Origin of the sequence: Dyadobacter sp. BHUBP1, from assembly GCF_050587785.1 — a bacterium.
Taxonomy (GTDB): Bacteria; Bacteroidota; Bacteroidia; order Cytophagales; family Spirosomataceae; genus Dyadobacter.
Genome location: NZ_JBOBIH010000003.1, coordinates 58,225 through 72,029 on the forward strand (window position 1 = coordinate 58,225; position 13,805 = coordinate 72,029).

A 13,805-nucleotide genomic window follows, 5' to 3' on the forward strand; every position below is an offset into this window, starting at 1 on the left:
AATGGGTTTATCAAGATTGTAACAATCATGACTATTCAGTCGAGAGGAGATATTTACAAAAAATTTCCTCCCAAATAAAACTAGGTCTCTTCATCCCCACTACTCTCAACTTGCCGCTTCTCGGCCAACCGCCGCTTCACAATATCCGCGGGATATTTCAACGCCAGCTCACGAATATCATAAGTAAATTCCTTGAAGGTCTCTTCCCAAACCTCCGCCTCACCGGGTTCGTATTCATAAAAACCATGTGAGTTGAGCACGCCTTTGCCGCCCTCGCGCACGACTTTGTCGATCAGCTCCGGTACTTCGGTACTGTTGTTTAGCGTGGGGAGCAGGTTTTTCATGACTGTATGATAAGCCGGCACGCCGGTCAGGTCCATCCAGCGGAACACCCCGACGAGCGTCATAAAATACCCGGCGTTATTGCGGCAGGAGCGGTCGACGTCCTCAATAGTGGCGTAACCATTCTCGACAAGGCTGATCGCCTCGCGGTACATGGCGTACATGAGGCGGTTAGTGATGAAACCGGCAATATCCTTTCGGACCAGAATAGGCTCCTTGCCCCATAAATGTGAAAGCTCGTAGAGGTATTCACCGTTTTGAATGTCGGTATCGTCGCCGCAAATGATCTCCAGGAAGCGGGTCGTGTGCGCGGGCTCAGTCCAGTGCAGGCCCAGGAACCGCGACGGGTGCAGCGTCAGCTTTTGAAGCTGACTGATCGGAATGGCCGAGGTGTTGCTGGTCAGCAGCGCGTCTGGCGCAATCTCTTTCTCGATCTTTTGATACACCGCATTTTTTATGTCGACGTTTTCGATCGTGCATTCATTAACGAGCTTGCACGGATAGAGTACTGAATAGTCTTCGGTAATGATCAGTTTTCGCAAATAATACTCCGGCTCGTTGTCGATAATCCCGTTTTGCCAGGCATTTTGCAAATGTTCGCGGATTCGGCGTTCGGCATGATCGAGGTCAGCAGGAATTGGGGCCACGGCTGCCACCGGGTGGCCGGCGATCAGCAGGCAGGTCACAATGCTGCACCCCATTAAGCCAAGACCAACAATGCCGACGGGTATTTCATTTGGATTCATTTCAGAAAACGGATTTAGGATTCAATGCGGGAAATATACTGTTAAAAGCGTAGCTTGCCGGCAGGCTACTACAAAAAAGCCCCGAAACCAATGATTTCGGGGCTTATATCGACCTGTTTCAGGATCTAGCGCGACCAGCTGTCCACTTCACGTTCCACTTCTTCTCTGGTTTTGCCGATCTTCTTCTGAATCTTTCCAAGAAGTTCATCTTCTTTTCCTTCTTCATAAAGCAGGTCGTCGTCGGTCAAGTCAGCGTATTGTTGCTTGAACTTTCCTTTGAGTTCGTTCCAGTTACCTTTTACTTGTTGTGTGAATGAGCTCATGATTGTGTGGTTTTTGGTTTGATAATGGCGCCTTTTCAAGCGCTTTGTACATCATCATTTGAAAGAACCATTCCAATGTGAAAACCGTCTTCCGGACCGCATTGGGCACTAATCACTGAGCAAAAATTTACACGGAACGTCCCAAAAACGTGGCTAATTACTTCCAATCAGCTTGTTCAAGCGGACGATGCCCTGTACCATCGAGCGCACCGAATGGTAGTTTACCTTCCACGAATGGCTCATATGCTTCCAGATCGGCTCGCCCTGGCGTGTAAGCAGCGGCAGCCATTCGCCAACCGAATGGTGAATCATTTTATCAAAAACAAACCGATGGGTGGCATCATAAGCTTTCAAATACTTTTCATCGCCGTAAACCCGGTAAGCATCGAGCATCCCGATAATGACCTCGGCTTGCTGCCAGAATTCTTTCTCGCGGTCGTACACCTCGCCTGCATGCGAGCCTTCCACGTACACGCCCCCGAACTCCCAGTCGATGCCATATTCGACGGCATGATCAAAAGAGGCTCTTAATTGGTCGTGGTATTCGTCATAAGGAATGCCTGCAATATCTAGCGCATGCATGAGCAGCCATGCAAACTCTACATTATGGCCGTAACTGGTATTGTCCTCGGCAGCGCTCTTCACACCGTCCTCAGTGAAGCGGTCCCAACCCCAGATAATATCGAATTTGATCTGCGGCGCCACGGTCCAGTCTTCCCAGAACTGCGGAATGCCCGTCTTATATTGCGGGTGCATGATCTTATTGATGAGCAAACGAATGATTTCAACGAGTTTGCGTCGGTGAACTTGTTTTCCTGAGGCTTCATATAACGTGGTGAACGCCTCCATCAGGTGCATATGGGCATCGAGCGTCTTTCGGTCGCCTCCCGCAGCGCCGGGGCCTTTGAGGTCCCAGTTGCGGTGGAACATTTCGAAATAACCGCCATAGTAGGTGTCTGCACCATGTTTTTGTAATAAATCGAAAACCTTTTCAGCATATTCGAGGCCACGGGGGTCGCCTGTGGCCAGGGTATATTCCGCCAGACTGTAAATCGCGAAGCTGTGTCCGTAGACGATCTTTTCGTCAATTTTGACATTGCCTCTTCGGTCCATCAGCCAGTAAAAGCCGCCATATTCGTTGTCCCACATTTTGTTGATCAGGAAATCCACCCCGTGGCGCGCGATTTCGGCGTAGCGGCCCTCCCCGTAACCTGCGCGGTGGGCCGAGGAAAAGGTATAAACCGTGCGCGTTTGCGCGATCAACGACTTCTCATCTTCACCCGAATCGTTGCCTGCATTGTCGAAATGGGTAATGAAACCGCCGTTTTCCTTGTCCACAGCGCGGTTTTCCCAAAAAGGAAGTAATTCATTGGTCAAATGCTGGCGGATTTCCTCGCGGTAGCTTTTCAATTGATCTACATTCATTGGTCTAAAATATGGTCAGAGTTTTGAAATGGTTGTTGGATATACTTTCATCAGGCCGGCGTCGGCTATTCGGTTCGGGTTAATTATCACTATAAATATTTTTTTATGGAATATTTACTCTGCGAAGGCGTGCGCTAGGGGGCGTATGCTTGCAAATGCTGATCCATACTTCGTAATTCGCAATGAATTCATCAATCCCGATCCCCATGAGTAATTCTGAAATCGTAGAAGTCCTCGAATTAACCGCCAAACTGCTGGAACTACACAACGCCGATCCTTTCAAAATCAAAGGATATTCCGTAGCGGCTTTTTACCTGGATAAATACAAGGAAAGTGAATTGCAATTTATGACCGAGCAGGAGCTCACCAAATTGCAGGGGGTTGGGAAAAGTACGGCTACCAAAATCGCGCAAATAGCGAAGACCGGCACGTTCCCCGAGCTGGAAGAGTTGATTGCCAACACGCCGCTGGGGGTGATGGAAATGTTCAATATCAAAGGCATAGGGCCCAAGAAGATCGCCGTTTTATGGCAGGAGCTGGGTATTGATAACCTCCACGAGCTGGAACTGGCGTGTTTGAATGGCACGGTGGCCAAAGTGAAAGGTTTCGGGGCCAATACGCAGCAAAAGATCCTAGATTCGCTGGCGTTCCTGAAAGACCAGGCAGGGAAACTGCGTATGGATAAAGCCGAGGCTGCGGCGAACTCGATTATCAATGAATTGAAGAAGACATTTGATCAGGTCGAAGCGGCAGGTGAGGTCCGACGAAAATCAGAAGTGGTGGAGACGATCCGTATCCTGGTCGGAACCGATTCTCCGGCACTGCTTCAAAATACGATCGGCTCCATCGGGCTGCTCGTACAGGATGAGAAGAAGTCCTCGCCCTTTGTGTGGCGTGGTAATATCCAGGATGTTGCCGTGGCGATCGAAATCGTGGCGGTGAAACCTGAACGGTTAGTGAACGAGCTTTTCCTCGAAACTGCCGGGGAGAATCACCTCGGACTGGCAGGCGCTTCCGGCAACACGATCTGGCGACACGCCTATTATGAAACCGCGGATTCGGAACAGGCCATTTACGAAAAGGCCGGGCTGCCTTATATTGTGCCCGAAATGCGCGAAGGGGCAGGGGAGCTCGCGTGGGCGGAAACCCGGACGCCCGATCAGTTGGTGACCTGGGACGACCTGAAAGGTATTTTGCATAACCACAGTACGTACTCCGACGGTCAGCATACCCTCGAACAAATGGCGCTCTATTGCCGTGAAATGGGTTTCGAATACCTCGGCATTGCCGACCACTCCCAGACAGCCACTTACGCGCAGGGATTGAAAGTGGAAGACGTCGAACGCCAGCACGAAGAAATAGCGAGGCTGAATGCACGTTTCGCCGCCGAAAACCCCGCTAAACCATTCAAAATATTGAAAGGCATCGAGTCGGACATTCTCGGCGATGGCTCGCTGGATTACCCGGTGGATGTGCTTGCTTCATTCGATTATATTGTTGCCTCCGTGCACAGCAACCTTTCGATGACACTTGAAAAGGCAACTGCTCGCCTGTTAAAGGCCATCGAAAACCCGTATACTACTATTTTAGGCCACCCAACCGGGCGCCTGCTCCTTTCCCGCGAGGGTTACCCAATCGATCACCAGGTGATCATCGACGCTTGTGCAGCCAACGGAGTGGTGATTGAAATCAATGCCTCCCCCTGGCGTCTGGATCTCGACTGGCGATGGATTTCCTATTGCATGGAAAAAGGCGTAATGCTTAGCATCAATCCCGACGCGCACGCTATGGAAGGCTATCTGGACATGCATTATGGCGTAGCAAATGCAAGAAAAGGCGGTCTGACGAAGGATAAGACCTTTAATGCACTGAACCTCGGACAGATGGAGGAATATTTGAAAGGGCGGGCTAGCAAGATAGGTTAACTATTCTTAATGTGTATTTATAATATAGTTATACTATTTTGAGAGTGTACTTATAAAATAGTATAACTATATTTGTGGTATACTTTGAAAATAGTAAAGCTATGTTCGTCACACGCTACGTTTACTCCTCACTTCTCGCGCATTCAACCAAAAAGCAGATCACTGTTCTCACCGGAATGCGACGGACGGGGAAGACTACGCTCTTGAAGCAATTGATGGCACAATGTGACATTCCCCAGAAGCACTATTTCGATTTGGAGCGGATCGATGTGCGTGCCCTTTTTTCCGAACCGAACTATGAAATCATTGTCCAGGCGCTTAGCCGTCAAGGGACGGATTTTTCCAAGAAAGTGCTGATATGCATTGATGAAATTCAGCTGGTACCGAATTTACCAAGTGTTCTCAAATATCTGTACGACAGCTACGATATCAAGTTTATAGTAACCGGTTCGAGCGCGTATTATATGAAGAACCAGTTTTCCGAGTCATTGGCCGGGCGTAAGAAAATCTTTGAAATATACCCACTGACTTTTGGAGAATTACTGGCATTCAAAGGAGTACAAGCAGGTAAGCCTGATGTTCAAAAGGCGGGCAAATTTGTCACTTCTGAATATGAGCGTTTGAAAGGCTACTATGATGAATTCATTGATTTCGGCGGCTTCCCGGAGGTGGTTTTAGCAGATTCAGCGGAGGATAAGCGTGATTTGATCAGTGATATCCTCAGTTCATATATCAACTTTGATCTGACATTGCTTTCTGATATCCGCAATCCAACGAATCTGTATAAGCTTATCAAACTGCTGTCAGTACGCATTGGCACTAAGCTGGATATTTCAAAGCTCACAAGTTTGACGGGAATGGCGCGCCAAACGGTGGAGAATTATCTGGATCTTCTGGAAAAGAGCTATTTGATTAGAACAATCCCAGTGATTGCGAATAGCCCGGACCGTGAAATAGTCAAAGCAAAAAAGATTTATTTCCTGGATAATGGTATCGCATCGCTTGCTGGGGAGCTCAGCAGCGGTTCAAAATTTGAGAATGCAGTTTTTAATCAGTTAATGCATCGCGGCGAAGTCGCTTACTATCAGCTCAAAACCGGGCGGGAGATCGATTTCATTCTCAGTCAGAAGCAATGTTTTGAAGTAAAGGAAACGGCGACAGAGGCCGATTTGAAGAATACGAAGTCGCTGGCTGCAAATCTCGGTATCCAGCAATCATATGTGATCGGCAGACATCCCGTCAAATTATTCGAAGGGTTTATCTGGGGAGGCTTTTTACAATAAGATCTCATTTTAGTTACAAGACTCTGACTTCCAGATCCTTATTCAATATTTCTTCCGGTAAATGCGTCATAATTCCCTCCTGCAATGCACCGATCAGTCGGGCTTTCATTTGCTCGCGGTTGACGACCAGGCATACCTCGCGCGCTGGCTCGGGAAAGCGGAAGTGACGGATGTGTTTCTGACGTTCTTCGGACAGCTCCATAACGGCCATTTCGGGCAGGATGGTGATGCCGCCGTTGCGCTCTACCATCCGGATGAGTGTTTCAATGCTGCCCGAGCGGTAGCTGAAACTGCTGCCGAACTGGCTACTGCGGCTTAGCTCGCACAGGCGCTGTATCTGGGTGCGGAAACAATGGCCTTCTTCGAGCAGCCAGAGCTCATTGGGTTCAATGTCGGTTGGGAGGATATATTGCTTGGAATACAAGTCTGTTTTCTCGGAAACGTAGGCGTAAAAGCGCTCCTTGTACAATGGGATTTCCTGCAAACTGTTTTCTTCGGAGACGGATGCAATAATTCCGACGTCGAGATTGCCCATTTTCAGTTCGGTAATGATCCGGTCGGTGATCATTTCGGAGACGTGGAGTTTAATATCCGGGAAATTGGAGATGAACGGGTTCACGAAATGCGGAAGCAGGTAAGGGGCGATGGTCGGTATCACGCCCACGTGCAGCTCTCCGGAGAGGTCACCATTGAAATGCTTGGCGATTTCATTGATCCTCGACGTTTCCCGCAAAATTACCCTCGCCTGATCGATGATCTCACGCCCGACGCTGGTTGGGACAATCGGCTGTTTTGTCCTGTCAAAAATCTTGACCGACAGTTCCTCCTCCAATTTGCGGATCATCATCGATAGCGTAGGCTGCGTTACATTGCAATGCTCCGCAGCCTGAATGAAATGACGGTGATTGTCGACAGCGACGATATATTCCAGTTGCTGGATGTTCATTGTTTGTTAATGATTTTTATAAATTTCATTTATGCAAAGGTAATAGTTATCACTTTGATTGATTTAATGGAAGAGGAGCTTTTTGTAGTGATTGGTTGGTAACAAGTGACTTCATTTGAATAATCGCAATCCTGTTTAGTTCAATCGCCCGTTCCGCCGCAGGCCTGCCCTGGCCTATCAGCATTGCATTGATGCTTTCCAGGTTCGAAAGTACCACGAGCTGTTCCAGCGTTGCAGAATCGCGGAGGTTACCGCCTTTGTTCAATGATGACCATTCACGGGCGGTCATACCAAAAAGCGCGAGGTTCAGAATGTCGGCCTCCTCGGCATAAATCTTGCCCATCATGACCGGATCGAGCTCTTTCGGGATCAGATTTTCCTTGATGGCGTCTGTTTGAATGGTGTAATTGATCTTCGCCAGGCTGCGCCGTAAGTCCCAGTCGAGTTCCAGGCGGTTGTTTTCTTCATCTTTTAATCTTTGAAATTCTTTGATTAAATAGAGCTTGAAAGACGGAGAAATCCAGGAAGCGAATTCGAAGGCGATGTCCTTGTGCGCAAATGTTCCTCCGTTGTATCGTCCCGGTTTGGAGATTAGACCAATTGAGTTGGTTTTTTGAATCCACTGTTTGACCGTCAGCACGTAGCTGCTACTCCCCGTTTCATTTTTAATGTTACCGAATTCGGTAACATTAAAATTCGGATTGTAGAGCTGTTCCCACAGCCCGATAAACTCAACTGTGAACCTGGTTCTCAACCAGTGTGAAATCACAAGCCCTGTCGCCGCGTTTCTTTGCCGCGCGATGTCCGTTAGCGAGATAAACTCACCCTGTTCTTGTTTCAGTACACCAATCTCCTGATCGTCTACAATTAGTCTTTGATTTTTCATTTGGAAGAATGTTTGGTTGGTACATTCTTCTTTTACGACAAGCGCTGCAAAAAGTAACAGCTTGTAGTAGCATTAAATCCTCATTAAACTTACTTCTTCCAAGCCTTGCCCCGCTTGCATTTCCCTGAGGAATTGTAATTTAGCCCCACTTTAAACTATCACTCACAATAAATACTGTCAACTATGAAAAACCTGAAAGCATGGATGTTGCTGGCCCTGATGGCGGTAGCGACACCGATTTTTGCACAGACTACGGCAGAAAAGCAGAAAACGGAAGCGAAACTGAAAAAGGACGGTACGCCTGACAAACGTTACAAAGAAAATAAACACCTCAAAAAGGACGGTACGCCTGATAAGCGCTACAAAACCAACAAGGCCGATACTACTAAGGCAGTAAAGAAAAAGTAAGAAGTTGAAAACATAACGCCGAATATTTTTCGGCGAAATTTAGGGTAAGCGCCCGACCGGTTGTCAATATATCGTACAACCCGAGTCGGGCGCTTATTTTTTTACATAAACCAGTCGGTGCAATGAATGCAGCCTTAGCGGATGACCACGTAACGGTTTTGAGCAGGGACAGAGAGTCGGAGTTTGAGAGAGTTTTCAAGAAACATTTCAGAGGATTGCACGCCTATGCCTGCACTATTTTGAAGGACGATATCATGGCCGAAGAAATGGTCCAGAATGTGTTTTGCAGGCTGTGGGAGAAGACCGACCACATTGATATCCGCGAATCGGTCAGCGGATATCTGTACCGGTCGGTGTACCATGAGAGCCTGAATTATCTCAAACACCTGAAAGTACGGGATGCTCACCGCGATTACACATTGCAGCAGGAGCAACAGAGTGTCAGCGCTTCCCAGGCCCTCGAACTGTCGGAGCTCGAAACGCGCCTGGACATTGCATTGCGGGAGCTGCCCGAAAAATGCCGGACGATTTTCCAGATGAGCCGGTTCGAAGAATTGAAATACCAGGAAATTGCGGATCGCCTGCAACTGCCCGTCAAAACGGTCGAAAACCAGATGGGAAAGGCATTGCGGCTTCTGCGGGTCAAACTGGCCGATTTCCTTCCGGCTTCCTTTTTACTTTTTTTCCTCAGCTGATCAGTCATGAAAACAGAACACAACCCGAACATAGATGAATTACTGGTGAAGTCGATGCTCGACGAAGCCAGCGTGGCAGAGCAGATCGAGATTAAGCAATGGCTGCTCGACGATGATGATAACCAGCGATATTTCGAACATTTCGAACTGATCTGGAACGAAAGCAAGCGCCTGGCCCGCATGAGTACCGTGGATGAAGATGCCGCCTGGGAACGCTTTAAAACACGAACGAGGGCGAAAGAACCGGAGACCGAGGTGCTACCCATGTACCCCAGGCCAGTATTCCGGATCCTTCGGATGGTGGCTATGGTGCTCATGACAGCCGGCGTTGGCTGGCTGAGCTACCTTTTCTCAACACGCAGTTCGTCTCGTGAAATGCTGACGGTCAAGTCAGGTATGGAAACACTTACCGACACTTTGCCGGATGGCTCGGTCGTGACCCTTAACCGGAAATCGAGCATCAGTTATCCCAAGGATTTCGAAGGGAAAACACGCGAGGTGCAGCTAACGGGAGAAGCATTTTTTGACGTAAAACCCGATAAATCGAAACCGTTCCTCATCTCGGTGAACGACGTGACCGTGAAAGTGGTGGGAACCTCATTTAATGTAAAAGACAATGCAGAGAAAACGGAGGTAATTGTGGAAACGGGTATTGTGGAGGTTTCCAGGGACACGCAACGAGTACGCATTACCCCGAAGGAAGAGGCTACCATAGTAAAGGCAAGCGCGCAAATGCAGAAGAGCGTCACCGCGGACCAGTTTCATAATTATTACCGTACCCGCAGGCTGTTTTGCGACGGTACCCCGCTTTGGCGACTGGTTGAAATCCTGAATGAAGCCTATGAAGCTGATATTGTGATCGGTAGCGAGCGGTTGAGGGACCTGCCCATCAACACCACTTTCGACCAGAACTCCCTTGAAAGCATTTTGGGCGTGGTGAGCGAAACCCTTTCACTCAAAGTTGAACACCGCGGCGACCAGATCATTTTGAAATAGCCTTATCTTTCGGGATGAATCAGAATTCTATATTCCGTACTGTATTAAGGCTGTCTGTGATTTTGGTAATGATCCCGTGCGGGAGTTCTGCACAGCAGATTTTGAATAAACCGGTTGATATCTCCGTAAAGGGGCAGCCGGTTTCTGCTGTTTTGAAATCCATGAGCGAGCAGGGCAAATTCTATTTTTCTTACAACAGCAATCTGATCGCGGGCGACAGCCTGGTTACATTAAATGCTACCCGGCAGCCGGTGCGGCAGGTACTCGACCAGCTTTTTAACAATAGATTTCAGTATAAAGAAAAGGGCGATTACCTGATCATCCTGCCGGCGGTCAGGGAAAAGTCATTTCATATCAGCGGCCTCATTCTCGATGATGAAACCGGGAAGCCGGTCGATTATGCGAGTGTGTATTCACGGCAATTGCTTGTGTCGACACTTTCAGAAAATGACGGCGGTTTCAGGCTGCGCATTAAGGAGCGTGCCTTTCCCATTTATCTGACGGTTAGCAAGGTAGGGTACGGAGATACGACCATGGTCATTAACAGCACCGAGGAGTCGGCGCGCACCATGCGTATCCAGCCTAGAGCCGTGGACCTCGACCCGCTGATCGTCCGTTATTCAGAGGGAGAGTCGACCTGGTTGGGACGGTTGTTTTTGTCCCAGCGCCTGCGCGCGCAGAGCCGGAATATCGGCCGTTTTTTTGTTGCATTGCCGTATCAGGCGTCGCTTACGCCCGGGTTGGGCACACACGGGCGCATGAGCGGGCAGGTAGTCAACAAGTTCTCGCTGAATATAGCGGGGGGATATACAGCGGGGGTCAATGGGGTCGAAATAGCAGGAGGGTTTAATATTTCGAAAGAAAATGTCCGCTATGTGCAGCTTGCCGGGGCATTCAACGTGGTGTCCGGTCACGTGAATGGCGTGCAGATAGCGGGTTTTAGTAATAATGTGCTCGATTCACTGCATGGCGTGCAGATTTCCGGATTTAGCGGCATGGTACGGAAGCACGTCGATGGTGCGCAGATAAGCGGTTTCCTGAGCCGGGCGGGAGGAGGCATTGCCGGTGCACAAGTCACAGGAGCTATCGGACTGATTCGAAATGGGGGCCACGGCGCGCAGATTTCCGGTGGGTATAATCAGGTTCGGGGTATTTTTGAAGGAGTCCAAATCGCCGGTGCGGCGAACAACGCGCGCGACTCCGTCCGAGCGACGCAGATTTCCGGCGGGCTCAATATGGCCAGAAATATTAAAGGCGTACAGTTGGCGCCATTCAACTATGCTAAAGTGATGCGGGGCGTGCAAATAGGTATTGTCAATATCGCCGACAGCTCCGCGGGCGCCAGTATCGGACTTATCAATATTGTCAGGAAAAGCACTTCCAATATTTCGGTATACGCGACGGACGTAGCACCGGTGAATGTGGCATGGAAAATGGGGACACACAAATTTTACAGCCTGCTGATGGCCGGGACGAGTTTCAGCGGAACCGAAAAAGTGCGAACATTCGGAGCTGGTATTGGGCGGGAGTTCTTTCCTTTCAGAAAAACAGGCTTCTTCGTGGAATTGCTGAATCAGAATGTATACCAGGGCGATTGGGAGAAAACACCCACATTATACCGTTTGCAGATCGCTGCAACTTACAAGCTCAGCAAGCATTTCTTGCTATTTGCTGGCCCTTCGTATTCCGTTTATGACAGCGATAATATAGAAGTGAAAAAAGGGTATAAATCATTTCCGTTGTCGGGCTATCCAAACATAGGCCTCGGGAGTAATAAAGTTACATCCTGGATCGGATGGCAAGCTGGTATCAGTTGGCGCTACGGCAAATTATAGCGGGTAAAATGCAAAGAGGGTTCCTTGTTCCAGGAAACCCTCTTTGCATTAACACAGTTTGTCATTATCAGTTAATGCTGACACCCGCACTGACATATCCGGTTACGGAATTAATCAGAGAAAGTCCTGTTGCGGACGCGGAGTAAATGAGCAGCAACCTTGTTCCGGCAGTTACCGGAATATTCAAGCCGGTGGTTTGCCCGGAAGCGCTGGTGCCGATTGACAATACACCGGTCAGGCTTGGCGAGAGGACTACGGTTGCACCAGGAATAGGTGAGAAGTTATTGCTACCCTCTGGCGCTGAATACAGTTGCGCTTGTATATTAATCGTAGTGCCTATAAGGGCCAGGGCTACGGTATTGCTGAAAAAGCCTGCAATGGACGTAATCGTTCCGTTGCGCGGTACGGAGAAAGCCATATTGGTGAGATTCGAAGCATCGATCAGACCGCCTATTAAGGACACACCTGGTGCGTTGATTCCGAAACCTACCACCGAAGAAGTTCCGGCCAGGCCGCCCGCGATGGTTGTCATCACCGCAGGAGTTCCCGAGGCGTAAGGGATAATGGCGGAGCCTCCGGCAGTCGCGTTGCTTTTCAGCGGAACCCACTCCGAACCGGTGTAGTACCAGAAGCCTGCGTCTCCGTTAGTTTGATAAACCAGCAAGCCGGTTGCAGGACTTGGAATAGCACCCCTTTGTGCATCCGTCATGCGGGGGATTAAGGCACCTTTAGTGGTAGATTGTACGTCCAGCTGGGCGCTTGCGTCGGGGCTGATGGTGCCGATACCCACCTGCGCATTAGCTACGAATGCGAATAAGGCGAGAAGTGCCGTCAGGAATGCTCCCTTCAATTTCAGAGAGGATGAGAGAATGTCGAAGATATATAGTCTTTTCATGAGAATGCAGATGTTATTGTTTGATGATTTTGATAACCTGAGTCGCGCCGCTGGCCGTCTCAACCTTCACCAGGTAGGTCCCGGCAGGGTAGTTTTTTAAGCTAACCTCCTGGCCTGGTTTAGGTTTCAATAGTTCCATGAACTGCCGCCCCGTCAGGTCAGTCATTTTTACACTAGCGAGCGCTTCCTTGGAGCCGATAAGCAACTTGTCGACAACGGGGTTCGGATAGGCATTGACCAGGCCGCCTGAGCCCAACCGTATCGACTGGATTTTACTGTACGCAAAACTTCCATCAGTGTCGACCATTTTCAGTCGGTAGTACTGTGTGCCATAACGCTCCGCTGCATCGTCGAACGAGTAATCTTTTCTGGAGTTGCTCTCGTTCGCTGCATTGATCTTGCCCAGTACATTCCATTTTTTCGCATCCTCGCTCTGCTGAATCTCGAAGAAGTCACTGTTTTTCTCCTCGGAAGTCTGCCAGTAAAGTACCGTTGCATGTTCTGCTCGTTTCAGCTCGAAGCTAACCAGGTTAACGGGCATGGCATTTTCCTGCGCTGCGGTCAGGGACGTGAAATTGGTCAACGGAAGCGTATTGGATATATAGTGCTGCACCGCATTGACCGTGCTTCCGGTAGTCGTTACAAAAGTGGCGTTGCCGTGGGTGAGCTGCAATGTACTTTCCGTATTGCCATTAAGCTCCGAAGCGCGGTAGAAGAAACCCGCAACCCCTGTAAAATCCATCGGCGTAGTAAAACTGTAAACCCTCGCGATGCTGGGCGGTGTACCCGGAATGGGCGTTGGAGAGATGGTAAGCGTTTGCGACGCAATTGTAAAATCGACGCTGGGTAACAGCGTAAGGCTGTCGATAAAGACCTGCGTGTTCTGGCCGATAAAGAAACCATCAGTTCCTGCGGTAAACTGAGCATGTGCGGCCATTGTAGGAAGTAATGCCAACTGGCAAAAAAGCAGATAGCGTTTCATCATAGTGATTTAGATTAAGTGGTAAGAGGAAAATGCAATGAATGTGATAATGAACTCAATGTATATAAATATTTAAAGAATGTAAGGACTGCAAATAAAATTATTTCTACCAATTTGT

The 13,805-nt window shown here is 49.0% G+C and carries 13 protein-coding genes; 6 read left to right on the top strand and 7 right to left on the bottom strand.

Annotation, left to right across the window (positions count from 1 at the left end; all coding sequences use genetic code 11):
- Positions 1 to 80 precede the first annotated feature (80 nt).
- The 3 genes from ACQ4MZ_RS12520 to ACQ4MZ_RS12530 form a co-directional block, all read right to left on the bottom strand.
- Positions 81 to 1,088, bottom strand: coding sequence for a 3-hydroxyacyl-CoA dehydrogenase family protein (locus tag ACQ4MZ_RS12520; protein WP_430845417.1), 1,008 nt, complete (start codon positions 1,086 to 1,088; stop codon positions 81 to 83).
- Between the two features lie 125 nt (positions 1,089 to 1,213).
- Positions 1,214 to 1,411: a CsbD family protein gene (locus ACQ4MZ_RS12525; RefSeq protein WP_430845418.1), complete on the bottom strand. Its 198-nt coding sequence runs from the start codon at positions 1,409 to 1,411 to the stop codon at positions 1,214 to 1,216.
- Positions 1,412 to 1,564: 153 nt separating this feature from the next.
- Entirely contained in the window at positions 1,565 to 2,836 is a 1,272-nt protein-coding gene (locus ACQ4MZ_RS12530; protein WP_430845419.1) for an AGE family epimerase/isomerase, read from the bottom strand.
- Between the two features lie 206 nt (positions 2,837 to 3,042).
- Here ACQ4MZ_RS12530 and ACQ4MZ_RS12535 point away from each other — a divergent pair, with 206 nt between their 5' ends.
- Entirely contained in the window at positions 3,043 to 4,761 is a 1,719-nt protein-coding gene (locus ACQ4MZ_RS12535; protein ID WP_430845420.1) for a helix-hairpin-helix domain-containing protein, read from the top strand.
- Between the two features lie 101 nt (positions 4,762 to 4,862).
- The gene (locus ACQ4MZ_RS12540; RefSeq protein ID WP_430845421.1) at positions 4,863 to 6,044 is read left to right on the top strand and encodes an ATP-binding protein; all 1,182 of its coding nucleotides are present in this window, start codon (positions 4,863 to 4,865) and stop codon (positions 6,042 to 6,044) included.
- 13 nt (positions 6,045 to 6,057) lie between these two features.
- Here the strand turns inward: ACQ4MZ_RS12540 and ACQ4MZ_RS12545 are convergent, their stop codons facing one another.
- Positions 6,058 to 6,990, bottom strand: coding sequence for a LysR substrate-binding domain-containing protein (locus ACQ4MZ_RS12545; protein ID WP_430845422.1), 933 nt, complete (start codon positions 6,988 to 6,990; stop codon positions 6,058 to 6,060).
- A 49-nt stretch (positions 6,991 to 7,039) separates the two neighbouring features.
- Positions 7,040 to 7,876, bottom strand: a complete 837-nt coding sequence (locus ACQ4MZ_RS12550; RefSeq protein ID WP_430845423.1) for a KilA-N domain-containing protein — start codon at positions 7,874 to 7,876, stop codon at positions 7,040 to 7,042.
- Between the two features lie 183 nt (positions 7,877 to 8,059).
- On the opposite strand from ACQ4MZ_RS12550, the gene ACQ4MZ_RS12555 reads away from it, so the two are divergent.
- From ACQ4MZ_RS12555 to ACQ4MZ_RS12570, 4 genes are all read left to right on the top strand, one after another.
- Positions 8,060 to 8,284, top strand: a complete 225-nt coding sequence (locus tag ACQ4MZ_RS12555; protein WP_430845424.1) for a hypothetical protein — start codon at positions 8,060 to 8,062, stop codon at positions 8,282 to 8,284.
- 122 nt (positions 8,285 to 8,406) lie between these two features.
- On the top strand, positions 8,407 to 8,979 hold the full coding sequence (locus ACQ4MZ_RS12560) for an RNA polymerase sigma-70 factor (RefSeq protein ID WP_430845425.1): 573 nt from the start codon (positions 8,407 to 8,409) through the stop codon (positions 8,977 to 8,979).
- Positions 8,980 to 8,985: 6 nt separating this feature from the next.
- A complete protein-coding gene (locus tag ACQ4MZ_RS12565; protein ID WP_430845426.1) occupies positions 8,986 to 9,975 on the top strand; it encodes a FecR family protein in 990 nt (329 codons plus the stop codon).
- A gap of 14 nt (positions 9,976 to 9,989) precedes the next feature.
- Positions 9,990 to 11,810, top strand: a complete 1,821-nt coding sequence (locus ACQ4MZ_RS12570) for an STN and carboxypeptidase regulatory-like domain-containing protein (protein ID WP_430845427.1) — start codon at positions 9,990 to 9,992, stop codon at positions 11,808 to 11,810.
- Between the two features lie 67 nt (positions 11,811 to 11,877).
- Here ACQ4MZ_RS12570 and ACQ4MZ_RS12575 read toward each other — a convergent pair whose 3' ends face one another.
- Together ACQ4MZ_RS12575 and ACQ4MZ_RS12580 are read right to left on the bottom strand one after the other, a co-directional pair.
- Complete coding sequence (locus ACQ4MZ_RS12575) at positions 11,878 to 12,705, bottom strand: exosporium glycoprotein BclB-related protein (protein ID WP_430845428.1); 828 nt, start codon at positions 12,703 to 12,705, stop codon at positions 11,878 to 11,880.
- Positions 12,706 to 12,718: 13 nt separating this feature from the next.
- Positions 12,719 to 13,690 carry a T9SS type A sorting domain-containing protein gene (locus ACQ4MZ_RS12580; protein WP_430845429.1) on the bottom strand — a complete coding sequence of 324 codons (972 nt, stop codon included), beginning with the start codon at positions 13,688 to 13,690 and terminating at the stop codon, positions 12,719 to 12,721.
- Positions 13,691 to 13,805: the final 115 nt, after the last annotated feature.

Bases quoted from the DNA above. Each gene is read 5' to 3' on its own strand.
- ACQ4MZ_RS12520 (WP_430845417.1), bottom strand. From the start codon at position 1,088: ATGAATCCAAATGAAATACCCGTCGGCATTGTTGGTCTTGGCTTAATG.
- ACQ4MZ_RS12525 (WP_430845418.1), bottom strand. From the start codon at position 1,411: ATGAGCTCATTCACACAACAAGTAAAAGGTAACTGGAACGAACTCAAA.
- ACQ4MZ_RS12530 (WP_430845419.1), bottom strand. From the start codon at position 2,836: ATGAATGTAGATCAATTGAAAAGCTACCGCGAGGAAATCCGCCAGCAT.
- ACQ4MZ_RS12535 (WP_430845420.1), top strand. From the start codon at position 3,043: ATGAGTAATTCTGAAATCGTAGAAGTCCTCGAATTAACCGCCAAACTG.
- ACQ4MZ_RS12540 (WP_430845421.1), top strand. From the start codon at position 4,863: ATGTTCGTCACACGCTACGTTTACTCCTCACTTCTCGCGCATTCAACC.
- ACQ4MZ_RS12545 (WP_430845422.1), bottom strand. From the start codon at position 6,990: ATGAACATCCAGCAACTGGAATATATCGTCGCTGTCGACAATCACCGT.
- ACQ4MZ_RS12550 (WP_430845423.1), bottom strand. From the start codon at position 7,876: ATGAAAAATCAAAGACTAATTGTAGACGATCAGGAGATTGGTGTACTG.
- ACQ4MZ_RS12555 (WP_430845424.1), top strand. From the start codon at position 8,060: ATGAAAAACCTGAAAGCATGGATGTTGCTGGCCCTGATGGCGGTAGCG.
- ACQ4MZ_RS12560 (WP_430845425.1), top strand. From the start codon at position 8,407: ATGAATGCAGCCTTAGCGGATGACCACGTAACGGTTTTGAGCAGGGAC.
- ACQ4MZ_RS12565 (WP_430845426.1), top strand. From the start codon at position 8,986: ATGAAAACAGAACACAACCCGAACATAGATGAATTACTGGTGAAGTCG.
- ACQ4MZ_RS12570 (WP_430845427.1), top strand. From the start codon at position 9,990: ATGAATCAGAATTCTATATTCCGTACTGTATTAAGGCTGTCTGTGATT.
- ACQ4MZ_RS12575 (WP_430845428.1), bottom strand. From the start codon at position 12,705: ATGAAAAGACTATATATCTTCGACATTCTCTCATCCTCTCTGAAATTG.
- ACQ4MZ_RS12580 (WP_430845429.1), bottom strand. From the start codon at position 13,690: ATGATGAAACGCTATCTGCTTTTTTGCCAGTTGGCATTACTTCCTACA.